Here is a 24013-nt window from a genome sequence, read left to right as displayed (position 1 = left end):
CATCGCTCATGAATAACAGCATAGAGAATAACGCAGCGCCGCTACGCACGCGCCTGAAGCAGCGCAGGGCGGCCCAGAATTCGGTGGACTGCAACCGGGGCGCCCTGCTTATCAGAGGACGCTTGTTCACCTGGCTGGCCACGACCCGCACGCGCCTTCGCGAAGAAGGCCGTCGGGCACCCGAAAACATAGCCGCCTTCTGGGCAATGGAAGATGAACCCGCGTTGCAGCCCTTGCTGCAACAATGGGTGGAAGAAGAAGGATACCGCGTCTCGCTGCCTGTCGTCACCACCCCCGACGCGCCGCTGGCCTTTCGCCTATGGACGCCGGATGCCGCGCTGCAGCCCGGCGCCTACGGGATCATGGAACCCGTGGGCGAGCCCGCGCCGCCGCCCGACATCATTCTGGTGCCCACGCTGGGATACACCCGCCAGGGCGACCGCATCGGCTACGGCAAGGGCTACTACGACCGCACGCTGGCGGCCCTGAAAGCGCAGGGCCACGTCTTCACCACCATCGGCATCGCCTGGGCCACCGGCGATCTGTCGGGCGAAAACCATACCCCCGCCGCCCACGACGTCCAGCTGGACGCCATCCTGACCGACAAAGGCTGGGCCAAGCCCGCGCCCGTGCTTTGAGTGGCGCAGGGTCATACTCCGGATGGGGTATGACCCCACATCCAGGACCCTAAGGGGTCAGACCCCATTCGGGGTATGACCCCGCGAGCGGTCTTAAGGGGCCAGACCCCGTACGGGGTCTGACCCCATATTCAACTCGGGGTCTGACCCCACATCCAGCTGCCGCCAGATCGACGTGGTGACGTCGGCGTTGTTAAGCGTATAGAAATGCAGCCCCGGGGCGCCGTCGTCCAACAGGCGCTGAGACATGCGTGTAATGACGTCGATGCCGAACGCCTTGATCGACGCCTTGTCGTCGCCGAAATCCATCAGGCGCAAGCGCATCCATCGCGGGATTTCGGCGCCGCACATATTGGAAAAGCGGGCCAGTTGCGCATAGTTCGTGATCGGCATGATGCCTGGCACGATGGGAACGTCGACGCCTTTTGCACGCACGCGGTCGACGAAATCGAAATACGCGTCCGGATTGAAGAAGTACTGCGTGATGGCGCTATCGGCACCGGCCTGGATCTTGTCGATGAAATGATCGAGATCGGCCTGCGCGCTGCTTGCCTGCGGATGCATCTCCGGATACGCCGCAACTTCGATGTGAAACCAGTCTCCGCTGTGTTCGCGTATGAACGAGACGAGATCCGATGCGTAATGAAGCTCGCCCGGATCGCCGCCCATGCCCGAGGGCAGGTCGCCCCGCAAGGCGACGATGCGCTTTATTCCCTGCTCGCGATAGGAATCCAGGATATTGCCCAGCACGGACCGGGTCGATCCAATGCAGGACAAGTGCGGCGCCGCGTCGCAGCCCAGCTTCTGCATCATGCGCACGGTATCCGCCGTACCGGTACGCGTGGAACCGCCCGCGCCGAATGTCACGCTGACATATGCGGGCTGCATGGCCTGCAGCTTGCGGGCGGAGTCCGCCAGCTTTTCCTGTGCCGCCGCATCGCGCGGCGGAAAAAACTCCAGACTTACAGCTTTCTTGCTACTCATGAACCCAATAACCTCGACAGGAGTCCCGAGACGATGCTATAGACGAACGCGCCCAGCAGCGCCCACCAGAACCCATTGACCTGGAAGCCCTTCAGTATCGAACCGGCTAGCCAGAAGACCAGCGCATTGAGCACCAGCAAAAACAAGCCCAGCGTGACGATGGTGATGGGCAACGTCAACAGGATGAGCACGGGCTTGACCAGTGTGTTGAGCAAGCCCAGGACCAGTGCCGCGATCAATGCAGAACCGAACGAAGCAACGGTGATGCCAGGCAGGATGTATGCAACGATGAGCAGCGCGACGGCATTCAGTATCCAGACCAGAATGAGTTCCATGGGCTATTCTCCTTACGGGTTTAGTAGCGATAATGATCGGGCTTGTAGGGGCCCGAAGCGGAAACGTTGATGTAGTCGGCCTGTGCCTGGCTCAGCGTGGTCAACTGTACGCCCAGCTTCTTCAAATGCAGGCGGGCCACCTTTTCATCGAGCTGCTTGGGCAGCACGTAGACCTGGCCTTTTTCGTAGGCCTCGCCACGGGTGAAGAGCTCGATCTGGGCGATGGTCTGGTTGGTGAACGAAGCCGACATCACGAAGGACGGATGACCGGTGGCGCAACCCAGGTTCACGAGCCGGCCCTTGGCCAGCAGGATGACGCGCTTGCCGTCGGGGAAAATGATGTGGTCGACCTGGGGCTTGATCTCTTCCCAGGGCAGGTCTTCGACGGCCGCGACATCGATCTCGTTGTCGAAATGGCCGATGTTGCAGACGATGGCCTGGTCCTTCATGCGCTCCATGTGCTCGCGCGTGATGACGTGGTAGTTGCCGGTGGCGGTCACGAAGATGTCGGCCTTGTCGGCTGCTTCATCCAGGGTCACGACCTTGTAGCCTTCCATGGAAGCCTGCAGGGCGCAGATCGGGTCGATTTCGGTGACCCACACCTGCGCGCGCAAAGCGGCCAGCGCCTGGGCGCAGCCCTTGCCGACGTCGCCAAAGCCGCAGACCACGGCGATCTTGCCGGCGATCATGACGTCCGTCGCGCGCTTGATGCCGTCAACCAGCGACTCGCGGCAGCCATACAGGTTGTCGAACTTGGACTTGGTGACCGAATCGTTGACGTTGATGGCCGGGAAGGCGAGCTCGCCCTTCTTCGACATTTGATACAGGCGATGCACGCCGGTGGTGGTTTCCTCGGTTACGCCGCGTACCGCAGCCAGGCGCTCCGAATACCATTTCGGGTCGGTCGCGAGCTTGGCCTTGATGGCGGCGAACAGGATGCGTTCTTCTTCGCTGCCCGGGTTGGCAAGCACCGAGACGTCGGACTCCGCCTTCGCGCCCAGATGCAGCAGCAGCGTTGCGTCGCCGCCGTCGTCGAGGATCATGTTGGCGTGGTCGCCATTGGGCCATTCGAAGATTTCATGGGTGTACTGCCAGTAGTCTTCCAGCGTTTCGCCCTTGATGGCGAAAACGGGCGTGCCGCTGGCGGCGATGGCTGCGGCGGCGTGGTCCTGGGTCGAGAAGATATTGCACGACGCCCAGCGCACGTCGGCGCCCAAGGCCTTCAGGGTCTCGATGAGCACCGCGGTCTGGATGGTCATGTGCAGGCTGCCGGCGATGCGGGCGCCCTTCAATGGCTGGCTGGCGGCGAACTCTTCGCGCGTCGCCATGAGGCCGGGCATTTCGGTTTCGGCAATGGCGATTTCGCGGCGGCCCCATTCGGCCAGGGCGATATCGGCAATTTTGTAGTCAGTGACGGTGGCTTCGGCAACAGTATTCATGGTGGTATTCCAGTAAACCTGTAGCAGCCAAAGCGCCTTTGCAACGTGAGCTCATCTTCGCCTGTACAGGGAACGATGAGCGCCGTTGGGTGAAGAGACTTTCCCGAGCCTAGCGGTGGATCATGGATCGACACCGTTGCAGCGCCCCTCGGGAGCCTGGATTGTAGCATGGGGTCAGACCCCGTACGGGGTCTGACCCCCAAAAACCAGCCGGGGTCCGACCTCTTAAAAGCTGAAGGGGTCAGACCCCACGCGGGGTCTGACCCCGGAAACTAGCCAGGGTCTGACCCCGGAAAACTACCCTTTCCGCTTGGGATAGCCCTGAGCCGTGATGCGTTCCCAGACCGCGCGTTTTTCGCTGTCGTCCAGGAACACCCAGTTGGCGACCTCCATGGCCGTGCGTCCGCAGCCGCGGCAGATATCGTCGTACAGCGTCGAGCACACCGCGACACAAGGCGAATCGCTGGGATTCAGGCTGCGAGCGTCGTCGCGCTTGCGCTTCGCCTCGTGTGCGTCCATGTCAGGCGGCCTGCTTCAGTGCCAGCGCCTTGTCCGTGGCTTCCCAGCTGAACTCGGGCTCGCTGCGGCCGAAGTGGCCGTAGGCGGCCGTCTTGGCATAAATGGGGCGCAGCAGGTCGAGCATGTTGATGATGCCCTTCGGACGCAGGTCGAAGTGTTCGCGCACGAGGCGGGCGATCTGCTCGTCGGGGATCACGCCGGTGCCTTCGGTGTAGACGGTGATGTTGATGGGCTCCGCCACGCCGATGGCGTAGCTGACCTGCACCTGGCATTGACGCGCAAGGCCGGCGGCCACCACGTTCTTGGCCACGTAGCGGGCCGCATAGGCGGCCGAGCGGTCGACCTTGGAGGGATCCTTGCCCGAGAACGCGCCGCCGCCATGGGGGCATGCGCCGCCGTAGGTGTCGACGATGATCTTGCGACCCGTCAGGCCGCAGTCGCCCTGAGGCCCGCCGATGACGAAGATGCCGGTGGGGTTGACCAGGAACTTGCTCTTGGGCGTGAGCAGGCCGTCGGGGAAGCTGGGCTTGATGATTTCTTCGATGACGGCTTCGCGGATGTCGGCCTGGGAGACATCGGGCGCGTGCTGCGTGGACAGCACCACGGTGTCGACCTCGGCCGGCTTGCCGTCGATATAGCGAAACGTGACCTGCGACTTGGCGTCGGGGCGCAGCCACGGCAGGCGGCCGTCTTTGCGCAGTTCGCTTTGGCGCTGCACCAGGCGGTGCGCATACCAGATGGGTGCCGGCATGAGGTCGGGCGTTTCGTCGCAGGCATAGCCGAACATCAGCCCCTGGTCGCCCGCGCCCTGATTCAGGATTTCTTCTTCGCTGCGATCGACGCCCTGGGCGATGTCGGGCGATTGCTTGTCGTAGGCCACCAGCACCGCGCAGCCTTTATAGTCGATGCCGTAATCGGTGTTGTCGTAGCCGATGCGCTTGATGGTGTCGCGCGCGACCTGGATATAGTCGACGTTGGCCGTGGTGGTGATTTCACCGGCCAGGACGACCAGGCCGGTATTGCACAGGGTTTCGGCCGCCACGCGGGCATTGGGGTCTTGCGTGAAGATGGCGTCGAGGATGGAGTCGGAAATTTGGTCGGCGACCTTGTCGGGATGACCTTCGGAAACGGATTCGGAAGTGAAAAGGAAATCGTTATTTGCCACGGCGATTGCGTCCTTGTATTGCCGGTTGCCCGGCCTGGAGGTTGAACGAAACGCGTTGCACCTCGGACACCTGCGTAGCAGTGAAAATCGGGCGCGACGCTTTAGCGGATTAGTTGCACGCCACCCGGAGACAGCGCTTTATCGCCCCGCAAGTTGTCGGTTAACTCAGCGATAAATGGCATTTTAAGCGAAAATAGGCCCGGATACTATTTACACCACCTTCCGCAAGGGTTATTTCAGCCGTCTATGTTCCGGGCTTTGTTTCATCTGCTGGCCTCCCTGCCGCTTCCCGTGCTGCACAGGGTCGGGCGCCTAGTCGGCATGCTCGTCTATGCCCTGCCCGGCCGATACCGCCGGCGCCTGTTGCAGAATGCTCGTCAGGCGGGCTATCACGACCCGTCGTTCGCGCGGCAAGCCGCCGCGGAAACCGGCGCGATGATTCTCGAAACGCCCCGCATCTGGCTGCACACGGAGGAATGCCTGGACCTCACCGACAGCGCCGACGACCAGGTGGTACGCAATGCCCTCGCCGAAGGCCGGGGCATCCTGTATTTGACGCCGCATCTGGGCTGCTTCGAGATCACCGCGCGCTACACGACCAAGCATGGGCCGATCACCGTCATGTACCGCCCTCCTCGCCAGTCGTTTCTTGAGCCCATCATGCAACACGCCCGTGACATGCCCGGCCTCAAGGCTGTTCCGGCCTCGACGCAGGGAGTGCGCGAGTTCGTCCGCGCACTCAAGCGCGGCGAGGCGGTGGGCATGCTGCCCGACCAGGTGCCCAGCAGCGGCGACGGCATCTGGACGCCCTTTTTCGGCAAGCAGGCTTATACCATGACGCTGGCAAGCAAGCTGGCGCTGCAGACCGGCGTGGCGGTCATCCTGACGGCGGGTGAACGCTTGCCTGGCGGAAAAGGCTGGCGCATTCACTATCTGCGGCTGCCCGAACCCCTGCCCTCCAGCCCGCAGGCCTTGACGGCTTCCATCAACAGCGCCATGGAAACCCTCATCCGCCGTTTTCCGCAGCAATACCTGTGGAGCTACAACCGCTACAAGATTCCCGAAGAGGCGCCACCGCGTCCCGCCGACCCTCCTCAATGAAATTCAACAAGCTTCCCCTGCTACGCGGCGTATTCTCCTATTTCGGCCGCAGCCCGTATGGCACGCGCCGCCGCTGGGCGCGTATGCTGGGCTGGCTCGCGCCCAAGCTCATGCGCTCGCGGGCGCACATCGTACGCACCAATCTTGCCCTGTGCTTTCCCGAAAGGTCGCCGCAAGACCGCGAAATCTGGCTGAAGCAGCACTTCCAATTGCTCGCGCAATCCGTGGTGGACCGCGGGCTGCTGTGGTTCGGCGCCCCATCGACCATCATCAACGCCACACCCATTACCGGGCTGGAGCACCTGGATGCGCTGATCAAGTCCGAACGCCGTATCCTCATGCTTGCGCCGCACTTCATTTCGTTGGACGCCGCCGCGACGCGATTGACGCTGTTCCTGCGCGAATCGGCCACCATGTACACGCGCCAGAGCGATGCGGACGTGGACGAGATCGTGCGCCAGGGCCGTGGCCGTTTCAATACCGTGCATCTGGTCAGCCGCCATGACGGCGTCCGGGGCCTCATCCGCCACCTGCGCAATCGCGTGCCCACCTATTACCTGCCTGACATGGACTTCGGCACGACGGGCGCCGCCTTCCTGCCTTTCTTCGGCGTGCCGGCCGCCACCTTGTTGGCCACCGCCCAGATCGCGAAAAGCGTCGACGCGGCGGTCGTGCCTATCGTGTCCCGGCTGGACCTGGCCACCGGCAAGTATCACGTCCAGGTTCTCCCGCCGCTGGCGGACTTTCCCGGCGACGACACGCCGGAAGCAGCCACCGCCCGCCTGAACCGGCTCATCGAAGACTGGGTTCGCCAGGACCCGCCGCAATACTACTGGGTGCACCGGCGCTTCAAGACCCGGCCGGAAGGCGAAGCCCGCATCTACTGACGCGGCGCCGGCGCAGCCAAACACAATGAATCGGGGCATAATCACTCCCATGATCTGGAACTTCGTAAAAATGCATGGCGCGGGCAACGATTTCGTCGTCCTGGACGGCGTTCGCCAAGCCATAGAAATGACGCCCGAACGGGCGCGCGCGCTCGCGCATCGGCAGTTCGGCATCGGCGCCGACCAGATCCTGCTTGTCGAAACGCCGCATCATCCCGAGGCCGATTTCCGCTATCGCATCTTCAACGCTGACGGCGGCGAAGTCGAGCACTGCGGCAACGGCGCGCGCTGCTTCGTGCGTTTCGTGCATGAGCAAGGCCTGTCGCGGCGCAATCCCTTGCGCGCCGAAATCTGCACCGGCCTGATCACCCTGGACAACAGCGCCGACGGCGGCGTCTCGGTAGAAATGGGCCAGACCCGCTTCCTTCCCCAGGACGTCGCCTTCGACGCTGCAGGCCTCTCGTCGCAGGCCCGCGGCGCCGACACCCTATGGGCGCTGCCGCTGGCCGGCCACCCCGACGCCCAGCTCTCCCTGGTGGCGATCTCCAATCCCCATGCCGTGCAACAGGTGGATGACGTGGATCGCTATCCCGTGGAAGAGATCGGCCCGATGATCGAGTCCCATCCACGCTTCAAGCAGCGCGTCAACGCCGGCTTCATGCAAGTGGTCGATCGGCACACCATACGATTGCGCGTCTACGAGCGCGGCGCCGGCGAAACGCTGGCTTGCGGCACGGGCGCCTGCGCCGCGGCCGTCGCGGGGATACGGCTCGGCCTGCTCGACAGTCCGGTACAAGTCCACACGCGGGGAGGGCCTCTTCGTGTCGCCTGGGACGGCCGGCAACTGCGCATGAGCGGCCCCGCCACCACCGTTTATTCCGGCCAGGTCGATATCGACAACCTGGTTCAACAGCTCCCTTTAAAGGACGTTTCGCCACCATGACCGCAGAGAGCCTTACCGCCGACACGATCGCGCGTTTCCTCCAAGAGCAGCCCTCTTTTTTTCAAGATCATGCGGAGCTCTTCGCCAATCTGCGTGTCCCCCACCCCAATGAGACACGCGCCATATCGCTGGGCGAGCGCCAGATCCTCACGCTGCGCGCCCGTGTCAAAGACTTGGAGTGGAAGCTCTCGGGGCTTGCGCACAATGCCAGCGGCAACGAGCGGACCAGCAAGACGCTCACCAGCTGGTGCTGCCGCATGCTGGCCGAAGACGACGCTGCCGTTTTGCCCGGACACATCGTCGACCACCTGCGCGAACTCTTCGACTTGCCAGGCGTCGCGCTGCGCGTGTGGGACCTGTCCGACCTCGACGCCGACAGCCCGCATGCGCGGGATGTCACCCCGTCGATACGCAACTACGCGCGCGAACTGTCCCGGCCCTACTGCGGTCCTTACAAGAACCAGGAAGCGGCGGGCTGGCTACCCGAGGTCCCGGCGTCGCTGGCCGTCATTCCTTTGCCGGCGGCCGACGATGCGTCGCCCATCGGCCTGCTGGTCCTGGGCTCGGACGACATCGAACGATTCACCCCGGACATGGGCACCGCCTTCCTGGAAATCATCGGCAGTCTGGCCGGCGCCGGCCTGTCGCGCCTGCGTGGCCGTGTCGACAGCGACGACTGCGCCTAGATCCTGCCCGACGGCAATAGCGCAAAGGAAGCCAGCATGCACCCGCTACCGCCGCCCATGGAACAATGGCTTGCGCATCTCCAGGCGCACCGGCGCTATTCCCCGCACACGCTGGCGGCGTACCGCCAGGATCTCAATCATCTTGGGCAGTGCCATCCCGGCCTGGCGCTCGACCGGTGCAGCGAAAGCCACATACGCCAAGCCGTTGCGCGGCTTCATGCACAAGGGCTGAAGCCGCGCAGCCTGGCCCGTGCGCTGGCAGCATGGCGCGGATTCTTCCAGTGGTGGGCGCCGGCCGCCGGCCTCGACGCCAACCCGGCCGCCGGCGTTCGCGCGCCCAAGGTTCCGCGCAGCCTGCCCAAGGCGCTTTCCGTCGACCAGGCGCAGGCGCTGCTCGACCGCCCGGGATTGCCCGAGCCCTCTACGCCGATCGACTGCCGCGACCAGGCCATGTTCGAGGTGCTGTATTCCAGCGGACTGCGGCTGTCGGAGCTGACCAGCCTCGACTGGCGATACACGCGGCGGGACGGTTATGAATCCGTCAGTTGGCTGCAACTGGACGAACGGGAAGCCGTGGTGCACGGCAAGGGCGGAAAGACACGCAGTGTTCCGCTGGGAAGCAAGGCCGTCCAGGCCTTGGAGCGCTGGCTGCCGCTGCGCACGCGCCTCCTGCAAGGCGCATCCGATCCCGACACCGATGCGGCCCTGTTCCTGGGCGCGCGCGGCAAGCGGATATCGCCGCGCGTCGTCCAGTTGCAGCTGGATCGTCTGGCACTGAAGGTGGGGCTGCCTGTGCATGTGCATCCGCACGGGCTGCGCCACAGTTTCGCCAGCCACATGCTGCAATCCGCGCAAGACCTGCGCGCCGTGCAGGAGATGCTGGGCCACGCGAATATCTCCACGACTCAGATCTATACACGCCTGGACTTCCAGCACCTGGCCAAGGTCTATGACCAGGCTCATCCCAGGGCGGGGCGCAAGCGTGATTAAGCGGCATAGGGGTCGGACCCCGTATGGGGTCTGACCCCAACCATCAATTCGATTTAAGGACCTGGGGTCAGACCCCGTATGGGGTCTGACCCCCACCACATCAATTCGACTTAAGGACCTGGGGTCAGACCCCATACGGGGTCTGACCCCGCCACATCAATTCGGCTTCAGGACCTGGGGTCGGACCCCGTACGGGGTCCGACCCCTGCCATCAATTCGACTTCAACACATAAATGAGCTGTCCCGCATTCCAGCTGAACATGCCCAGGTAGCTGGATGCCGGCTGATCGGCCTTGGCCAGCGCATCGGAATAAAGCGTGCCGCCCACCTTCGCGCCCGTTTCGCGCGCTATTTGTTCGACCAGCCTGGGGTTGGCGGCGTTCTCGATGAACACGCCCGAAACCGACTCGCGCCTGACCCGGTCGATCAATGCCGCAACATCGCGCGCCGAAGGCTCCGCCTCGTTGGACACCCCCGTCACCGACAGGAACCGTATGCCGTAAGCGTCGGCAAAATAGCCGAAGGCGTCATGGGAACTGATCACCGTACGCCTCTGCTCGGGTATCTCGGACAAGGCCAGCTTGATCTCGGTATCCAGCTTCTTCATCTTCTCGATATACAGCTTGGAGCGGTTCCTGTAATACGCCCGCCGGGCCGGATCCGCCATGCCCAGTCCTTCGGCGATATTGGCGGCGTAGAGCATCCCGTTGCTGAGGCTCTGCCAGGCGTGCGGGTCTACATCCCCGGGGGTCTGTCCACGGCCGGGCGCGTGATCCCGTTCCGAGCCGCCGGCGTGCTGATGGGGGCTTTCAGTGCTCAGGCGCCTGACCGGCACCCCTTTGGACGCCAGGACTTGCAAGCCCTTGAAGCCCGCCGATTCGATCAGGCGCGGCAGCCATGGTTCGAAATCGAGTCCGTTCAGAACCAGCACCTGCGCCCCCGCCAGCGCCTGGACGTCCTTGGGCGAAGGCTCGAAGGTATGCGCATCGGCGTCGGGCCCCACGATGGTCGACAGCGCCACGTGCTCGCCTCCGATCTCGCGCACCATATCGCCCAGGACGGAAAAACTGGCGACGACCTTCAGCGGAGGCCCCGCAAGAGAGGTCGGCTGCGCAAGTCCGTATGCCGGTTCCAGCACGGCAACGGCTCCCGCGGCAAGCGACGTGAGCACGAAACGGCGCGAAGACCGGAATTCATGGAAGACAGCACCGATGCGAGACATTAGGGATGCTCCAGGATCCTGGACAGGCGCTGCCGGCGCGCGCGGGCTTGCCGTGCCGCCTGCAACAACCCGCCGTGAGGCCCAATAAAGACCGAAAGGAAATACAAGCATCCTGCCGAAAGAATGATGGCGGGAGAAGCCGGAACATTGGCGTAGTACGAAAACAGCAGGCCGGCGTAGGATGCCACCGTGCCCAACGCGGCGGCCAGCACCATTTGGCGGCCCGCCGAGCTCGTCCAGAACCTCGCGGCCGTGGCCGGAAGCATCATGATGCCCACGACCATCAGCGTGCCCAGGACCTGGAATCCGGCCACCATCGTGGCCACCAGCAGCAGCAGGAACACCATGTGCACCCGGGATGCCGAGCCGCCCTGCGAGCGCAGGAAGAGAGGATCGAGGCATTCCAGCACCAGCGGCCTGAAGATCAAGGCGAGCGCCAGCAGCGTGATGCTCGAAACCGAAGTAACCAGCAGCAGGGCGGCGTCGTCCAGGCCCAGCACCGTGCCGAACAGCACATGGATCAGGTCCATGTTGGAGCCGCGCAGCGACACCAGCAACACGCCCAGACCGAGCGAGACCAGGTAAAATGCGGCAAAGCTGGCATCCTCGCGCTGCGGCGTGAGCCGCGAGACGGCACCGGCCAGCGCCGCGACCAGCAGGCCTGTCACCATGCCCCCGATCGTCATCGCGCTCAACGAGAGCCCGGCCGTCAGGAAGCCGACCGCGACGCCGGGAAGAATGGCGTGGGCCATGGCGTCACCCATCAGGCTCATGCGCCGGAGCACCAGGAACACACCCAGCGGCCCCGCCGCGAACGCCAAGGCGAAAGAGCCGGCGAGCGCGCGACGCATGAACGCGTATTCGATGAAGGGGCCGACGAGCACGTCCAATATCCAGCTCACAAAAAGTCTCCCGCGCACAGATGGCGCGCCAGGTGCAGGTTCTCCGGCGTCAGGACCTCGTCGGTTCCGCCCCAGGCGACCAACTGCCCTGCAAGCAACAGGCACTGCGGAAAATGCCTGCGCACCAGCTCCAGGTCGTGCAGCACGGCCACCACGGTCCGGCCTTCGCCGTGCCAGCGGTGCAGCAACACCATCAAGTCTTCCGTCGTCGCCATGTCGACCGCGGCAAAAGGTTCGTCCAGCAACAGAGTGTCGGCGTCATGCAGCATCAAGCGCGCGAACAAGGCGCGCTGCAACTGGCCGCCGGACAGTGTGCCGATGATGCGATGCCCGAAGTCGGCAAGGCCGACGGATTCCAGCGCGGATTGCACGCGCTCGTGCTCTTCGGCAGTGAACCGCTTCCAGGCGCCCACGCGGCGCCAGGCGCCCATGGCCACGAGATCGTAGGTGGAGATCGGGAAGCTGCGATCCAGCTCGCCCAATTGCGGCAGACAGGCGATCTGCGAATCGGCCCGGCCGGAAGTACGGATATTGCCGCGCAAGGGGCTCACCAGGCCGGTGATGCCCTTGAGCAGCGTGGACTTGCCCGCGCCGTTGGGTCCCACGATGGCGGTGAGTGAGCCGCGCTCGAACGCGCCGCTGACGTCGCGCACCGCCACGCGGTCGCGCCACCCCAAAGACACCTGGTCCAGCTCGATGACGGCCATGGCCCGCCCTACCATCCCATCGCCCATCCTGTAAGCAGCCAAAGCAGCGCGACCGCCGCCAGCATGCAGGCCATGCGCTGAACGCACGAGGCCAGCAAGGCCGATCCGCGGTGCCGGCGGGACGAAGAGGGAAGCAGAGAAGGCATGATTGCGTTAGGATCGAGAGGGAGCACAAATGCGTGCGCGCACCCGGCATTGCTGCCGCGCGCTCACGCGTTATGTTATAACATAACTTGGACTTTTTCTGATTTTTACCATGCCTGCCAACCATTCGACACAGCAAACTGCCCTGGCAGCCCAGCTGCGCACCGCCGAATCGCTGTGCATGCAGCGTGGCAAACGCCTTACCCCGATACGCCGCAAGGTGCTGGAGATCCTGCTCCAGCAGCGCCGCAGCGTAAAGGCGTACGAACTGCTCGAACTGATCCGGGCAGTCCAGCCGGGCGCGGCGCCGCCCACGGTATACCGTGCCCTGGACTTTCTCGTTGACGAAGGCCTGGTCCACAGGCTGGACGCGATCAACGCTTGGACCGCCTGCATGGACGCCGCCGGCGAGCCGCACGACCTGCTTGTGGTATGCACGCAATGCGGAGCGGTGGCCGAACTGAGCGACCCCACCCTCAGCCGCCAACTCGCCCATAAAGTGGCCCACGCCGGTTTCAAGCTGTCCGGCCACGAGACCGAATTGCGTGCGATCTGCGCCGATTGCCGGGCACATTAACACTTTAGAAACATATGTTTGCGCTAAAACGCATGCTGTGATGTAATCGCACGTTGAGTTTTTTTTTGCGCAGTGATTGCGCAGCGAGGCATTTCGATGAAAGGCGCTGACGACCTGGATAAAATGGTACCCGTCACCATACTCACTGGTTTCCTGGGCGCGGGTAAAACCACATTGCTCAAGCGTATTCTGACCGAATACCACGGGCGCCGAATAGCCGTCATTGAAAACGAGTTCGGGCCCGAGAGCATCGACAACGACCTGCTGGTGCAGGACAGCGACGAAGAAATCGTCGAGCTTAGCAACGGCTGCGTCTGCTGCACGGTGCGCGGCGACCTCATGCGCACCCTGAACGACCTGCGCACGCGCAGGCAGGCAGGCGAACTGACCTTCGAACGGGTCATCATCGAAACCACCGGCATGGCCAACCCCGGCCCCGTCTGCCAGACCTTCTTCATGGATGACGACATCGCCGACTACTATCGGCTCGATGCAGTCATCACCGTGGTCGACGCCAAGCACGGCATGGACACGCTCGACAAGCAGGAAGAAGCGCAGAAGCAAGCGGGCTTCGCCGACAAGATCCTCATTTCCAAGAAAGACCTGGTCTCCGAAGAGGAATACCAGGCCTTGCGATCGCGCCTGGTGCGCATCAATCCGCGCGCTTCGATCATGCCGGTGCACTTCGGGGAAGCCGATATCAAGCAGCTGCTGGACATCAGCGGCTTCAATCTGAACACCATTCTCGATATCGATCCCGAATTCCTGGCCGAAGAGCATCCCGACGCCGCCCACGATCATCACCACCATGGCCATGACCACGATCACGGCCATGAATGCGATGAGCACTGCGGCCACCACCACCACGACCATCATCACGCCCACCACGACGATGAGATCGGCGCTTTCGTCTTCCGCTCCAACAAGGCTTTCGATCCGGAGCGCCTGGAAGAATTCCTGGGCGGCATCGTCCAGGTCTACGGCCCCGACCTCATGCGTTACAAGGGCATCTTGTATTTGAAAGGAATCAACCGCCGCATGCTCTTCCAGGGCGTGCACATGATGATGGGCGCGGAACCCGGCAAGCCGTGGCTATCGGGTGAAAAGCCTAGTACCAAAATGGTGTTCATTGGCCGTAAACTTCCCCAGGAGATCTTCACCCGGGGACTAGAACAATGCTTGGTCTGATTGCGAACCTCGCCGCCCGCCCGTAGTGCGGACGGTACGGATTCCAGCACCAACACCACAAAAAGAGGACACATCATGGCAAGCAAATCCGCAGCCGTTAAGAACCAAGGTCAGTTGCTGACCGAAAAGGAACTGTTGGCAATGCCAGAGGCTGACTACATGAATCAGGCCCAACTGGCGTTTTTCCGCAATCGCCTGAAGGAACTGGAACAGGAAATCCTCAACAACGCCGACGCCACGACCGAAAACCTGCGCGAAACCCAATTCGTGCCGGATCCCGCCGACCGCGCCACCATCGAAGAAGAGCACGCGCTGGAACTGCGCACGCGCGACCGCGAACGCAAGCTGCTGAAGAAAGTGCAGCAATCCATCACGCGCATCGACTCCGGCGAATACGGCTGGTGCGAAGAAACCGGCGAGCCCATCGGCATCGCGCGCCTGCTGGCCCGTCCCACGGCCACCCTGTCGCTGGAAGCCCAGGAACGCCGTGAAATGCGCCAGAAGCTCTACGGCGACTGATCGTCCGGCCATGGTCCCCGTTCAGGGGTCAGACCCTTCGCAGGGCCTGGCCCCTTTTGCTTTTTGCGGGGTCGGATCCCAAAGGGGGGCCGACCCCTTCGTTCAAGGGGTCAGACCCCGTCCGGGGTCTGACCCCACCATGGCATCTTGTGGACTCAAGGGGTCAGACCCCGTCCGGGGTCTGACCCCACCACAGCATCTTGAATCCGTCGATTCCATCCCCATATGAAATCTTCAAAGGAAGGATCCATGGAACAATTTCACGCTACCACCATCGTTTGCGTCCGCCGAGGCAATGAAGTCGCCCTGGGCGGCGACGGCCAGGTCACCCTGGGGAACATCGTCATCAAAGGCACCGCAAGAAAAATCCGCCGGCTTTACCAGGACAAGATCCTGGCCGGCTTCGCCGGCGCCACCGCCGACGCCTTCACGCTTCAGGAACGCTTCGAGGCCAAGCTCGAAAAGCATCAGGGCAATCTGATGCGCGCCGCCGTCGAACTCACGAAGGACTGGCGCACCGACCGCGTGCTGCGCCGCCTCGAGGCCATGCTGATCGTGGCCGACAAGGAACACACCCTGGTGCTTACGGGCAACGGCGACGTGCTCGAACCCGAGCACGGCTTGGCCGCCATCGGTTCGGGAGGCGCCTATGCCCAGTCGGCCGCGCTGGCGCTGCTGCACAACACCGACCTGTCCCCAGCGGACATCGTGAAGAAATCGCTCGAGATCGCGGGCGACCTGTGCATCTACACCAACCAGAACCACATCGTCGAAACGCTGTAACGAATTCCAGACCATTATGTCCGCTACCAACATGACCCCCGGGGAAATCGTCTCCGAACTCGACAAGAACATTGTCGGCCAGAACCGTGCCAAGCGTTCCGTCGCGGTCGCCCTGCGCAATCGCTGGCGCCGCCAGCAGGTGCCCGAGCCGCTGCGCAACGAAATCGTTCCCAAGAACATACTCATGATCGGGCCCACGGGCGTGGGCAAGACCGAGATCGCTCGACGCCTGGCCAAGCTGGCCAATGCGCCCTTCATCAAGATCGAGGCCACCAAGTTCACCGAAGTCGGCTACGTGGGCCGCGATGTCGACACCATCATCCGCGACCTGGTCGAAATTTCCGTCAAGCAGACGCGCGACGTCGAGATGCGGCGCGTCCGCACCCAGGCCGAGGACGCCGCCGAGGACCGCATCCTCGACGTGCTGATCTCGCCCCCGCGCAATGCGCACGGCGAGCCCGAACGCGAGGAAAACAACGCCCGGCAGACCTTCCGCAAACGGCTGCGCGAAGGCAAGCTGGACGACATGCAGATCGAAATCGAGATCGCGCAAATGGCGCCCCAGATGGAGATCATGGCGCCCCCCGGCATGGAGGAAATGACGGAACAGCTCAAGGGCATGTTCGCAGGCCTGGGCCGCGACAAAAAGAAGGTCAAGAAGATGTCGGTCAAGGACGCGTTCAAGCTCCTCACCGAAGAGGAAGCCGCGCGCCGCGTCAATGAAGAAGACTTGCGCACCACGGCCGTCGCCAACGCCGAACAGAACGGCATCGTCTTCCTGGATGAAATCGACAAGATCGCCACCCGCCAGGAACATTCGGGCGGCGACGTGTCCCGCCAGGGCGTTCAGCGCGACCTGCTCCCATTGGTCGAAGGCACGACCGTCAATACGAAATACGGGGTCGTGCGCACCGATCACATTCTGTTCATCGCGTCCGGCGCTTTCCACTTGTCGCGTCCCTCCGATCTGATTCCCGAGCTGCAGGGCCGCTTCCCGATACGTGTCGAACTCGATTCCCTGACGGCGCAGGACTTCGTCCGCATCCTGAGCGACACCGACGCGTCGCTGACCAAGCAATACAGCGCGCTGCTCGGCACCGAGGACGTCACGCTGGATTTCACCGACGACGGCATCCAGCGGCTGGCGGAACTGGCCTACGAAGTGAACGAGCGCACGGAGAACATCGGCGCGCGCCGCTTGTACACTGTCATGGAAAAGCTGCTGGAGGACCTGTCATTCGACGCCACCGCCAACAGCGGCCAGAGCGTGACCATCGACGCCGCCTATGTGAACGACAAGCTGCAGGAAACGGCAGCCAGCCAAGACCTGGCGCGCTACGTCTTGTAAGGGGTCAGACCCGAAAAGGGTCTGACCCCTGTGCTTTGGAAGGGTCAGACCCCGTACGGGGTCTGACCCCAGGAACACACCGCCTACTTCGAAATGGCGGTCACGGTGTATATGCCGCCATCGCGGCGTGCCTTGAAAGACACCTTGTCGCCCGGCTTGATATCGCCCAGCAGCGCGGGGTCGATTCGGTAGACCAGCGTCATGGCCGGAAGATCCAGCGCCGCAATGGCGCCATGCTTGAGAGTGATCTTGCCCGCCTGCGCATCGATGCGGCGCACTTCGCCGGTGGCGCTGGCCTCTTGGGCTACTGCCTGAACGGAATAGAACGAGCATACCGCCAGCGCGGCCGCAACCGCCGGCAGCAGCACTCTGCTTGGCTTACCCATACGCTAAACTCCTGATAAACACAGTCAAAGCATAACGCTATTTGAAGGAATACGTTTGAGCGACGCAGCACCCCAATACCTTCTGCGGCCGGCGCGCAGCGAAGACATCCCCCATATCCACAAGCTCATGCTGGACATGGCCGAGTTCGAGAACCTCACCGGCATCTTCAAAGCCACGCGCGACAGCCTGCGCCACAGCCTGTTCAGCGATCCGCCGGCGGTCAATTGCCTGGTGGGCGTCGCCGCCGGCGATCCCGGCACGCCCATCGCGTACATCATGTGGTTCCACAACTACTCCAGCTTCCTGGATAAACGCGGCCTTTATCTGGAAGACCTCTACGTCGATCCTAAGCATCGCGGCAAAGGCGTGGGCAAGCTTGCGCTCAGGCATCTTGCGCAATTGGCGGTAGAGCTCGATTGCGGGCGATTCGAATGGTCGGTGCTCGACTGGAACCGCAATGCCATCGATTTCTACGAATACCTGGGCGCGCAGGTATTGCCGGATTGGCGCATCGTCCGGGTGACGGGCGACGCGCTGACGAAACTCGCGAACTGAACATTCAAGGACACAGCATCATGGCCACGAGACTTTCCGTCATCACCACGCGCGGCGGCGATCAGGGCACGACGGGCCTGGGCGACGGTACGCGCGTCGCAAAGAATACTCCCCGTATCAACGCGCTCGGCGATGTCGATGAACTGAACAGCACCATCGGGCTGTGGCGCTGCGAAGACCTGCCGGAAGCCATCGACACCCTGCTCGGCCGCATCCAGAACGACTTGTTCGACCTGGGCGCAGAGCTATGCATACCGGGCCACATCGCGCTGAAGGAAGAGCACGTGCTCTTCCTGGATGAGGCACTGGCCCGCTACAACGCAGACCTGGGCAAGCTGCAGGAATTCATTCTTCCCGGCGGCACTCGCGCCGCCGCCATGGCGCACATGGCACGCACCGTATGCCGCCGCGCGGAGCGCTGCGCCGTCGGCCTGGAGGCGAACAAACCCGTCATCCAGTACCTGAACCGCCTGTCCGACCTGTGCTTCGTGCTGGCTCGCGCGCTGAACAAGCACGCGGGCCGGGGCGATGTTCTGTGGCAACGGGACTGAGGGGTCAGACCCCGTATGGGGTCTGACCCCACCCCCGGTGTAATCCGGGGTCAGACCCCGCACGGGGTCTGACCCCAGCCAACTCAACGGTCGTCGTGCGAATGGATCTGCAGCGCTTCCAGGAAGCGGGACACCATGTTGTAGGTCGCGATGGTGGCCGTCAATTCCACCATCTCGCGCTGCGAGAAATGCTGTTTTGCGTCGTCGAATACCGCATCGGGCACCTGCACGTGGCGCGTCATGGCGTCTGTGTAGGCAAGCACCGCGCGTTCTTTTTCATTGAACAGCGCCGAGCCTTCCCAGGCGTCGAGCGCATCCAGCTGCGCCTGGCTCATACCTTCCTTCAAGGCGATGGGCGCATGCTGGTCGGCCTCGTATGGGGCGCCATTGAGGATCGCGATCCGCATGATGACCATTTCACGGATATCGCCGGCCAGCGAACTTTGCTGGCGTATGCCCGTCAAGTGGTTGAGCCAGCCGCGCGCCACGGGCGGGCTTTGCAGCAGCATCTGATAAAGATGCAGGACGCTGCCGCGTTCCGCGACGATTTGATCGACCAGCGGGCTGACTTCAGGATGCGTCAGATCGGCATAAGGCAAACGGGCCATTTGAAATTCCTACAGTAAGGTTCAGGCGGGCAGGACTTGCTGAACCGTATCGACGAAGCGCGACACGATTTCGCCGATGTCCTGCTCGGTGCAGATAAAGGGCGGCGCGAGCAACACGTGGTCGCCCAGCACGCCATCGATTGTGCCGCCCATGGGGTACATCATCAAGCCATTTTGCATGGCCTGCTTCTTGAGCCTGGCATGAGTCTTGAGCGCGGGATCGAGCACTGACTTGTCGGTCTTGTCCTGCACGAACTCCACGCCTACGAACAGGCCGCGCCCGCGCACGTCGCCCACATTGGGGTGCGCGTCCAGCGCATGGCGCAATTCAGCGCGCAATTGCTCGCCGCGCGCCAGCACGTTGGCCAGCAGCCCGTCCTGTTCAATGACCTGCTGGACGGACAATGCGGCTGCGCATGCGGTTGCGTGGCCCATATATGTGTGCCCGTGCTGGAAGAAGCCGCTGCCCGCCACAATGGCGTCGTAGATGCGGCTGCTTGCAATCATTGCGCCTATCGGCTGGTAGCCCGCGCCCAGGCCCTTCGCGATGGTGAGGATGTCGGGCGTGACACCGTCTTCGGCGCAGGCGAACAAATGGCCGGTGCGCCCCATGCCCGACATGACCTCGTCCAGGATCAGCAACACGCCATGGCGGTCGCAGACCTGGCGGATGCGCTGCAGATAGGTCTTCACCGGCGCCAGCGCCCCGGCGGTTGCGCCGACCACGGTTTCCGCCACGAACGCCGCGACGTTTTCAGGCCCCAGCTCTTGTATTTTCTGATCCAGTTCCAGGGCAAGGCGATCGGCGTATTGCTCTTCGGTTTCAGTGGGAAGCTGATCGCGGTAGGCGTAGCATGGCGAAACATGATGCGCGGGCACCAGGATGGGCAGGAAAGGCTCGCGGCGCCAGGCGTTGCCGCCGATGGCAAGCGCGCCCAGCGTATTGCCGTGGTAGCTTTGCCGGCGCGCAATGAAGTGGCGGCGCTGGGGCTGGCCGATTTCAACGAAATACTGTCGGGCAAGCTTTAGCGCGGCTTCGATAGCCTCGGAGCCGCCGGATACGAAATAGACGTGGTTCAGGTCGCCGGGCGCACGCTCGGCCAGGAAATCCCCCAGGTCTTCGCATACCTGGGTAGTGAAGAACGAAGAGTGGGCATAGGCGACCTGGTCCAGCTGATTCTTGATGGCCTGTATGACGGCCGGGTGCCCATGCCCCAGGCAGGATACGGCCGCGCCGCCCGATGCATCGATATAGCCTTTGCCGTTCTGGTCGAACAGCCGGATGCCTTCGCCGCGCACGGCAAATTCCAGCTGCTGTTTCGGATTGCGATGAAAAACGTGTGTCATGGCGCCTTAGCCCTAGATTTCAACAAATGTTGTATCAATCATAACTCATGCAACAAACAAATCAATATAATCATGCATGAGGCGCTTCTCGCATCCAGAACCTGTTGTGGTTTTTGGACGCATACTTCGCAACCCATGCCACCGGCCCATCCATTCTAGTGACCAACAAGAACCCTCCATCCGCCCCCTCCAGCCTGGACACCCTGAGCGAACGCATCCAGCGCGACTTCGCCGCCATGACGCCGCAATTCCAGGTAGGCGCAAAATACCTGCTGGATTTTCCTTCCGAGATTCCGGTCGCATCCATGCGCAAGGTTGCGGCCCAGGCCGGTGTGCAGCCCGCCACCCTCGTCCGCCTGGCGCAGTCGTTGGGCTATCCCGGCTGGGAAGACCTGAAGCAAGTCTTCGTGCGCTCGCTCCACCGCCCCCCGCGCCGTTACGCGGACCAGGCGCGTGAACTCATCCGCGGCAAGAATCCGCGCAACGCACTCGATCGCGCCGTCATGGCACAGACCGACAACATCCGGCAACTGAGCGCCGACAACGCCGATCGCCTCCCCGAGGCCGTCAAGCTCCTGAACCGGGCGAAACGTGTTTACGTCGCAGGCTTTCGCGCGTCGTTCGCGCCCGCTTTCAGCTTCCAGTACCTGTACCGATTATTCCGCCCAACCGTCGCCATGCTGCGCGGCGACGCCGGCACGCTTGAAATGGAATTGCGTGCGCTCACCGCCACGGATGCCGTGGTCATCATCGGCTTCGAACCCTACTCGCGGGAATCCGTACGCGTCGCGGATGCCGCCCGCCAAGCGGGCTGCCGCATCATCGCCATTTGCGACAGTGTCCTGTCGCCGCTCGCTCAGGTCGCCGATAGCACCTTGCTGTTCTCGACAGAAACATCTTCATTTTTCCCATCGAGCGCATCGGCGACCGCGCTCGTGGAACTGCTCATCGAACAACTGCTGGCGAAGGCCGGCAGCCAGGCGGTCAGCGGCATCGAACATGCAGAGGATCAGTTGCACCGGACCGGCGCTTATGTCAGCGACAAAGAGAAGCAGATCTGGGGTCAGACCCCGAACGGTGTCTGACCCCTAGGGCTAGGCTCCGGGTCTGACCCCGACGGTCAGGCTCCGTACGGGGTCTGGCCCTTTCTGGCGCGCCGCATGAAAAGACCCAGCAGCGCCAGTCCCACGATGGCGGCCGGCACCAGCGAACCCACGTTCAGCCAGTACCATCCCTGCGTCGTGACCAGGGCGCCGGAGCTGAACGACGACACGGCCATGACCAGGAACACGGCGAAGTTGATGGCGCCCTGCGCCTTGTCTCGCTCTTGCGGTGTATACGCCTGGGTGGCCAGCGTCGTGGCGCCCGTGAATAGGAAGTTCCAGCCGACGCCCAACAGGAACAGCGCGAACAGGAATTGGTGGAAATCGGTGCCTGACAACGCGATGGCTATGCATATGAAATTGATGAGCAGGCCCATGGCCATCACCTGCAGGACGCCGAAGCGCTTGATGAGCGACCCCGTGATGAAGCCCGGCGCGAACATGCCGATGACGTGCCACTGCAGAACCGTGGCCGTGCTGCCGAACTCGAAGCCGCAGACCTCCATGGCCAGGGGCGTGGCCGCCATCAGCAGGTTCATGATGCCGTATCCCAGCGCCGCAGCCAGCGCCGCCACGATGAACACCGGCTGCCGCGCGATTTCCGACAAAGGCCGGCCGCTGTCCCGCGGCGCATTCTTGCGCGCATCGTCGGGGAAACGGATGCAGTGCATGACCAGCATGGCGACCAGGCCGACCACCGCCAGGGCCAGATACGCCCCCATGAAGGGGTAGGATGCGGCATCCTTGGCATACTTCGCCAAGTTCGGCCCGATGATCGCGCCAATCAGACCACCCGCCAGAACCCAGGAAATCGCTTTTTCACGATGGCCGGCGTCGACCAGCTCGGTGGCCGCGAAACGGTAAAGCTGGCCATTGGCGCTGTAGTAGCCGGCAACCAGGGTCGACATGGTCAGCAGCCAGAAATTCTGCGTCCACACCGACACCGCGCACATCAGGGCCGACAGGATGGCGGTGACCAGCCCCAGCTGGAACGACTTTTTCCGCCCATACCGGCTTTGCGTGCGCGCGACGATTCCCGTGGACAGCGCCCCGCCGACCACATAGCCCATTACCGGCAGCGTGGCCATCCAAGGAACCGGCGTGAGGCTCATGCCCACCAGCCCGTTGATGGCGATGAAGGTGACGTTGTTGGTAAGGAAAAGCCCTTGGCAAACGATGAGCAGGACGAGGTTCTTGTTGAAAAAGCGTTGCGCGGGGGAAGACATGATGCGGGGCGGTGTGTTGGCGGCCGACGGAGGATCCGTCTCGGCCAAGATGGTTATAAGCATATAACAATTGGAAATATGACGCCACCCGGAGGGCGGGCCCCGCAACTCGGAAGGGGGTCAGACCCATTGGGTCTGACCCCGACATGGATGCCCCGGAGCTTGGCCCAAGGGGTCAGACCCATCGGGTCTGACCCCACCATGGGGTTAGGGGTCAGACCCCGTACGGGGTCTGACCCCTCACAGCACCGATTGGACGAACTCCGCCACTCTCCTGGTCAGGCCCGTCAGGTCCTGCTGCAAGGCAGCGAAATTCGCGCTTTTTTCGTAGGACTCTTCATCCATGTACAGGCTGCGATTGACTTCGATCTGCAAGCTGTGCCGGTTTTCTTCGGGGCGGCCGATGCGCTCGATGAGCGCGACGCCCTTGAACGGATCGTTGCGCGCCACGGTATAGCCCTGTTCGAGCAGGTAGTCCTCGATGATGCCGATGAACGTGGGGTCGCACGTGGTGCCGTCGCGGTCGCCCAGCACGAAGTCCGCCAGCGGCTTGTCCGTGTCGATTTCCAGCACTTCGTAGGAGTTGGCCGGCATGGAGTGCAGGTTCAGGTGCCAGACCACCCCGAAGCGTTCATGGGCTGTTTCGATCTGTCTTTGCAAGGCATCGTGGTAGGGACGATGGTAGCTGCCGATACGATTCTCGACTTCTCCCACCCATAGCTTGCGATCGTAGATCGCCTGGTTGCGCGCGCGGCTCCAGACCAGGCCATGGCCGAGCCGCGATTTCTCGGTTGGATGCAGGTCCGTGGTCCACGGCTCCGCCAGGATATTCGGGTCGATGTCGTCTTCTTCGCGATTCGGATCGATATAGGTGCGCGGGAAATTCGCGGCCAGCAGGGTGCCGCCCACGGACGGGATCGAGTGCCACAGTTCCTCGACATAGGTGTCCTCGCCCGAGCGCAGCACCGAGATCGGTATGGCGTACTGGAAATCAGCGGGGTAGATCACGCCGCTGTGCGGCGAATCGCAAACCAGCGGGATGGCGCTGGCTTTCGGAAGGGACAGGACATAAGGCTCGAACTCCGTGTCGGCGAATTTCATGACGTCTCCAGAAAGGTTGAACTGCTTGGTGTCCAGTGCATGGGGTTCCAGGGCTCTG

General features: G+C 62.9%; 28 protein-coding genes and 1 riboswitch. Of the genes, 14 read left to right on the top strand and 14 right to left on the bottom strand.

Features of this window, described 5'->3' with window-relative positions; genetic code table 11:
• The first annotated feature begins 8 nt into the window (after positions 1–8).
• Positions 9–638: a 5-formyltetrahydrofolate cyclo-ligase gene (locus ACSBPU_RS02875; RefSeq protein ID WP_442595425.1), complete on the top strand. Its 630-nt coding sequence runs from the start codon at positions 9–11 to the stop codon at positions 636–638.
• Positions 639–731: 93 nt separating this feature from the next.
• On the opposite strand, the gene metF is transcribed toward ACSBPU_RS02875, so the two are convergent.
• The 5 genes from metF to metK form a co-directional block, all read right to left on the bottom strand.
• Entirely contained in the window at positions 732–1622 is an 891-nt protein-coding gene (gene metF / locus ACSBPU_RS02870) for a methylenetetrahydrofolate reductase [NAD(P)H] (protein WP_442595423.1), read from the bottom strand.
• A complete protein-coding gene (locus tag ACSBPU_RS02865) occupies positions 1619–1957 on the bottom strand; it encodes a phage holin family protein (RefSeq protein ID WP_442595421.1) in 339 nt (112 codons plus the stop codon). Before ACSBPU_RS02865 ends, metF begins: the two co-directional genes overlap by 4 nt.
• Positions 1958–1977: 20 nt before the next feature.
• Positions 1978–3396, bottom strand: a complete 1419-nt coding sequence (gene ahcY, locus ACSBPU_RS02860; protein WP_442595419.1) for an adenosylhomocysteinase — start codon at positions 3394–3396, stop codon at positions 1978–1980.
• Between the two features lie 70 nt (positions 3397–3466).
• Positions 3467–3552: riboswitch (S-adenosyl-L-homocysteine riboswitch) on the bottom strand.
• 141 nt (positions 3553–3693) lie between these two features.
• Complete coding sequence (locus ACSBPU_RS02855) at positions 3694–3915, bottom strand: DUF1289 domain-containing protein (protein ID WP_442595417.1); 222 nt, start codon at positions 3913–3915, stop codon at positions 3694–3696.
• A gap of 1 nt (position 3916) precedes the next feature.
• Positions 3917–5080 carry a methionine adenosyltransferase gene (metK, locus tag ACSBPU_RS02850; protein WP_180070017.1) on the bottom strand — a complete coding sequence of 388 codons (1164 nt, stop codon included), beginning with the start codon at positions 5078–5080 and terminating at the stop codon, positions 3917–3919.
• 246 nt (positions 5081–5326) lie between these two features.
• Here metK and ACSBPU_RS02845 point away from each other — a divergent pair, with 246 nt between their 5' ends.
• From ACSBPU_RS02845 to xerC, 5 genes are read left to right on the top strand one after another with little or no spacing between them, the layout of a single operon-like run.
• Positions 5327–6181, top strand: coding sequence for a lysophospholipid acyltransferase family protein (locus ACSBPU_RS02845; protein ID WP_442595415.1), 855 nt, complete (start codon positions 5327–5329; stop codon positions 6179–6181).
• Positions 6178–7068 carry a lysophospholipid acyltransferase family protein gene (locus ACSBPU_RS02840; protein WP_442595413.1) on the top strand — a complete coding sequence of 297 codons (891 nt, stop codon included), beginning with the start codon at positions 6178–6180 and terminating at the stop codon, positions 7066–7068. Before ACSBPU_RS02845 ends, ACSBPU_RS02840 begins: the two co-directional genes overlap by 4 nt.
• Positions 7069–7117: 49 nt before the next feature.
• Positions 7118–8011, top strand: coding sequence for a diaminopimelate epimerase (dapF, locus tag ACSBPU_RS02835; protein ID WP_442598520.1), 894 nt, complete (start codon positions 7118–7120; stop codon positions 8009–8011).
• Entirely contained in the window at positions 8008–8697 is a 690-nt protein-coding gene (locus tag ACSBPU_RS02830) for a DUF484 family protein (RefSeq protein ID WP_180070023.1), read from the top strand. Before dapF ends, ACSBPU_RS02830 begins: the two co-directional genes overlap by 4 nt.
• 36 nt (positions 8698–8733) lie before the next feature.
• Complete coding sequence (gene xerC / locus ACSBPU_RS02825; RefSeq protein ID WP_442595410.1) at positions 8734–9687, top strand: tyrosine recombinase XerC; 954 nt, start codon at positions 8734–8736, stop codon at positions 9685–9687.
• A gap of 211 nt (positions 9688–9898) precedes the next feature.
• On the opposite strand, the gene ACSBPU_RS02820 is transcribed toward xerC, so the two are convergent.
• The 4 genes from ACSBPU_RS02820 to ACSBPU_RS02805 are packed head-to-tail and all read right to left on the bottom strand — an operon-like array spanning position 9899 to position 12664.
• On the bottom strand, positions 9899–10909 hold the full coding sequence (locus ACSBPU_RS02820; protein WP_442595408.1) for a metal ABC transporter solute-binding protein, Zn/Mn family: 1011 nt from the start codon (positions 10907–10909) through the stop codon (positions 9899–9901).
• The gene (locus tag ACSBPU_RS02815) at positions 10909–11760 is read right to left on the bottom strand and encodes a metal ABC transporter permease (protein WP_442598518.1); all 852 of its coding nucleotides are present in this window, start codon (positions 11758–11760) and stop codon (positions 10909–10911) included. Before ACSBPU_RS02815 ends, ACSBPU_RS02820 begins: the two co-directional genes overlap by 1 nt.
• Before the next feature lie 47 nt (positions 11761–11807).
• Positions 11808–12518, bottom strand: a complete 711-nt coding sequence (locus ACSBPU_RS02810) for a metal ABC transporter ATP-binding protein (RefSeq protein WP_442595406.1) — start codon at positions 12516–12518, stop codon at positions 11808–11810.
• A gap of 8 nt (positions 12519–12526) precedes the next feature.
• Positions 12527–12664: a hypothetical protein gene (locus ACSBPU_RS02805; RefSeq protein ID WP_180070031.1), complete on the bottom strand. Its 138-nt coding sequence runs from the start codon at positions 12662–12664 to the stop codon at positions 12527–12529.
• Positions 12665–12774: 110 nt separating this feature from the next.
• On the opposite strand from ACSBPU_RS02805, the gene ACSBPU_RS02800 reads away from it, so the two are divergent.
• The 5 genes from ACSBPU_RS02800 (at position 12775) to hslU (ending at position 17077) form a co-directional block, all read left to right on the top strand.
• Complete coding sequence (locus tag ACSBPU_RS02800) at positions 12775–13239, top strand: transcriptional repressor (protein ID WP_180070033.1); 465 nt, start codon at positions 12775–12777, stop codon at positions 13237–13239.
• Positions 13240–13335: 96 nt separating this feature from the next.
• A complete protein-coding gene (locus ACSBPU_RS02795; protein ID WP_442595403.1) occupies positions 13336–14427 on the top strand; it encodes a CobW family GTP-binding protein in 1092 nt (363 codons plus the stop codon).
• Positions 14428–14502: 75 nt separating this feature from the next.
• On the top strand, positions 14503–14946 hold the full coding sequence (dksA, locus tag ACSBPU_RS02790; RefSeq protein ID WP_180070037.1) for an RNA polymerase-binding protein DksA: 444 nt from the start codon (positions 14503–14505) through the stop codon (positions 14944–14946).
• A 249-nt stretch (positions 14947–15195) separates the two neighbouring features.
• The gene (hslV, locus tag ACSBPU_RS02785; protein WP_442595401.1) at positions 15196–15729 is read left to right on the top strand and encodes an ATP-dependent protease subunit HslV; all 534 of its coding nucleotides are present in this window, start codon (positions 15196–15198) and stop codon (positions 15727–15729) included.
• Positions 15730–15745: 16 nt separating this feature from the next.
• Positions 15746–17077, top strand: coding sequence for an ATP-dependent protease ATPase subunit HslU (gene hslU / locus ACSBPU_RS02780; protein ID WP_442595399.1), 1332 nt, complete (start codon positions 15746–15748; stop codon positions 17075–17077).
• A gap of 83 nt (positions 17078–17160) precedes the next feature.
• Here hslU and ACSBPU_RS02775 read toward each other — a convergent pair whose 3' ends face one another.
• Positions 17161–17463 (bottom strand): copper-binding protein, encoded by a 303-nt coding sequence (locus ACSBPU_RS02775; RefSeq protein ID WP_442595397.1) that lies wholly within the window; start codon positions 17461–17463, stop codon positions 17161–17163.
• Positions 17464–17590: 127 nt separating this feature from the next.
• Here ACSBPU_RS02775 and ACSBPU_RS02770 point away from each other — a divergent pair, with 127 nt between their 5' ends.
• A complete protein-coding gene (locus ACSBPU_RS02770) occupies positions 17591–18019 on the top strand; it encodes a GNAT family N-acetyltransferase (protein ID WP_442598516.1) in 429 nt (142 codons plus the stop codon).
• A 20-nt stretch (positions 18020–18039) separates the two neighbouring features.
• Positions 18040–18570, top strand: a complete 531-nt coding sequence (locus ACSBPU_RS02765; RefSeq protein WP_442595395.1) for a cob(I)yrinic acid a,c-diamide adenosyltransferase — start codon at positions 18040–18042, stop codon at positions 18568–18570.
• An 83-nt stretch (positions 18571–18653) separates the two neighbouring features.
• Here ACSBPU_RS02765 and ACSBPU_RS02760 read toward each other — a convergent pair whose 3' ends face one another.
• Both ACSBPU_RS02760 and ACSBPU_RS02755 read right to left on the bottom strand, forming a co-directional pair.
• On the bottom strand, positions 18654–19178 hold the full coding sequence (locus ACSBPU_RS02760; protein WP_442595393.1) for a carboxymuconolactone decarboxylase family protein: 525 nt from the start codon (positions 19176–19178) through the stop codon (positions 18654–18656).
• 21 nt (positions 19179–19199) lie between these two features.
• Positions 19200–20525, bottom strand: coding sequence for an aspartate aminotransferase family protein (locus ACSBPU_RS02755; protein WP_442595391.1), 1326 nt, complete (start codon positions 20523–20525; stop codon positions 19200–19202).
• 113 nt (positions 20526–20638) lie between these two features.
• On the opposite strand from ACSBPU_RS02755, the gene ACSBPU_RS02750 reads away from it, so the two are divergent.
• Positions 20639–21610, top strand: coding sequence for a MurR/RpiR family transcriptional regulator (locus ACSBPU_RS02750; RefSeq protein ID WP_442595390.1), 972 nt, complete (start codon positions 20639–20641; stop codon positions 21608–21610).
• A 35-nt stretch (positions 21611–21645) separates the two neighbouring features.
• Here the strand turns inward: ACSBPU_RS02750 and ACSBPU_RS02745 are convergent, their stop codons facing one another.
• Complete coding sequence (locus ACSBPU_RS02745; RefSeq protein WP_442598514.1) at positions 21646–22854, bottom strand: MFS transporter; 1209 nt, start codon at positions 22852–22854, stop codon at positions 21646–21648.
• 240 nt (positions 22855–23094) lie between these two features.
• Positions 23095–23955, bottom strand: a complete 861-nt coding sequence (locus tag ACSBPU_RS02740) for an N-formylglutamate amidohydrolase (RefSeq protein WP_442595388.1) — start codon at positions 23953–23955, stop codon at positions 23095–23097.
• Positions 23956–24013 lie beyond the last annotated feature (58 nt).

Source organism: Parapusillimonas sp. JC17, from assembly GCF_052180245.1.
Classification (GTDB): Bacteria; Pseudomonadota; Gammaproteobacteria; order Burkholderiales; family Burkholderiaceae_B; genus Parapusillimonas.
This window is presented reverse-complemented; position numbering and strand designations above follow the sequence as displayed.

Bases quoted from the DNA above. Each gene is read 5' to 3' on its own strand.
- ACSBPU_RS02875 (WP_442595425.1), top strand. From the start codon at position 9: ATGAATAACAGCATAGAGAATAACGCAGCGCCGCTACGCACGCGCCTG.
- metF (WP_442595423.1), bottom strand. From the start codon at position 1,622: ATGAGTAGCAAGAAAGCTGTAAGTCTGGAGTTTTTTCCGCCGCGCGAT.
- ACSBPU_RS02865 (WP_442595421.1), bottom strand. From the start codon at position 1,957: ATGGAACTCATTCTGGTCTGGATACTGAATGCCGTCGCGCTGCTCATC.
- ahcY (WP_442595419.1), bottom strand. From the start codon at position 3,396: ATGAATACTGTTGCCGAAGCCACCGTCACTGACTACAAAATTGCCGAT.
- ACSBPU_RS02855 (WP_442595417.1), bottom strand. From the start codon at position 3,915: ATGGACGCACACGAGGCGAAGCGCAAGCGCGACGACGCTCGCAGCCTG.
- ACSBPU_RS02845 (WP_442595415.1), top strand. From the start codon at position 5,327: ATGTTCCGGGCTTTGTTTCATCTGCTGGCCTCCCTGCCGCTTCCCGTG.
- ACSBPU_RS02840 (WP_442595413.1), top strand. From the start codon at position 6,178: ATGAAATTCAACAAGCTTCCCCTGCTACGCGGCGTATTCTCCTATTTC.
- dapF (WP_442598520.1), top strand. From the start codon at position 7,118: ATGATCTGGAACTTCGTAAAAATGCATGGCGCGGGCAACGATTTCGTC.
- ACSBPU_RS02830 (WP_180070023.1), top strand. From the start codon at position 8,008: ATGACCGCAGAGAGCCTTACCGCCGACACGATCGCGCGTTTCCTCCAA.
- xerC (WP_442595410.1), top strand. From the start codon at position 8,734: ATGCACCCGCTACCGCCGCCCATGGAACAATGGCTTGCGCATCTCCAG.
- ACSBPU_RS02820 (WP_442595408.1), bottom strand. From the start codon at position 10,909: ATGTCTCGCATCGGTGCTGTCTTCCATGAATTCCGGTCTTCGCGCCGT.
- ACSBPU_RS02815 (WP_442598518.1), bottom strand. From the start codon at position 11,760: ATGCGTCGCGCGCTCGCCGGCTCTTTCGCCTTGGCGTTCGCGGCGGGG.
- ACSBPU_RS02810 (WP_442595406.1), bottom strand. From the start codon at position 12,518: ATGGCCGTCATCGAGCTGGACCAGGTGTCTTTGGGGTGGCGCGACCGC.
- ACSBPU_RS02805 (WP_180070031.1), bottom strand. From the start codon at position 12,664: ATGCCTTCTCTGCTTCCCTCTTCGTCCCGCCGGCACCGCGGATCGGCC.
- ACSBPU_RS02800 (WP_180070033.1), top strand. From the start codon at position 12,775: ATGCCTGCCAACCATTCGACACAGCAAACTGCCCTGGCAGCCCAGCTG.
- ACSBPU_RS02795 (WP_442595403.1), top strand. From the start codon at position 13,336: ATGAAAGGCGCTGACGACCTGGATAAAATGGTACCCGTCACCATACTC.
- dksA (WP_180070037.1), top strand. From the start codon at position 14,503: ATGGCAAGCAAATCCGCAGCCGTTAAGAACCAAGGTCAGTTGCTGACC.
- hslV (WP_442595401.1), top strand. From the start codon at position 15,196: ATGGAACAATTTCACGCTACCACCATCGTTTGCGTCCGCCGAGGCAAT.
- hslU (WP_442595399.1), top strand. From the start codon at position 15,746: ATGTCCGCTACCAACATGACCCCCGGGGAAATCGTCTCCGAACTCGAC.
- ACSBPU_RS02775 (WP_442595397.1), bottom strand. From the start codon at position 17,463: ATGGGTAAGCCAAGCAGAGTGCTGCTGCCGGCGGTTGCGGCCGCGCTG.
- ACSBPU_RS02770 (WP_442598516.1), top strand. From the start codon at position 17,591: ATGCTGGACATGGCCGAGTTCGAGAACCTCACCGGCATCTTCAAAGCC.
- ACSBPU_RS02765 (WP_442595395.1), top strand. From the start codon at position 18,040: ATGGCCACGAGACTTTCCGTCATCACCACGCGCGGCGGCGATCAGGGC.
- ACSBPU_RS02760 (WP_442595393.1), bottom strand. From the start codon at position 19,178: ATGGCCCGTTTGCCTTATGCCGATCTGACGCATCCTGAAGTCAGCCCG.
- ACSBPU_RS02755 (WP_442595391.1), bottom strand. From the start codon at position 20,525: ATGACACACGTTTTTCATCGCAATCCGAAACAGCAGCTGGAATTTGCC.
- ACSBPU_RS02745 (WP_442598514.1), bottom strand. From the start codon at position 22,854: ATGTCTTCCCCCGCGCAACGCTTTTTCAACAAGAACCTCGTCCTGCTC.
- ACSBPU_RS02740 (WP_442595388.1), bottom strand. From the start codon at position 23,955: ATGAAATTCGCCGACACGGAGTTCGAGCCTTATGTCCTGTCCCTTCCG.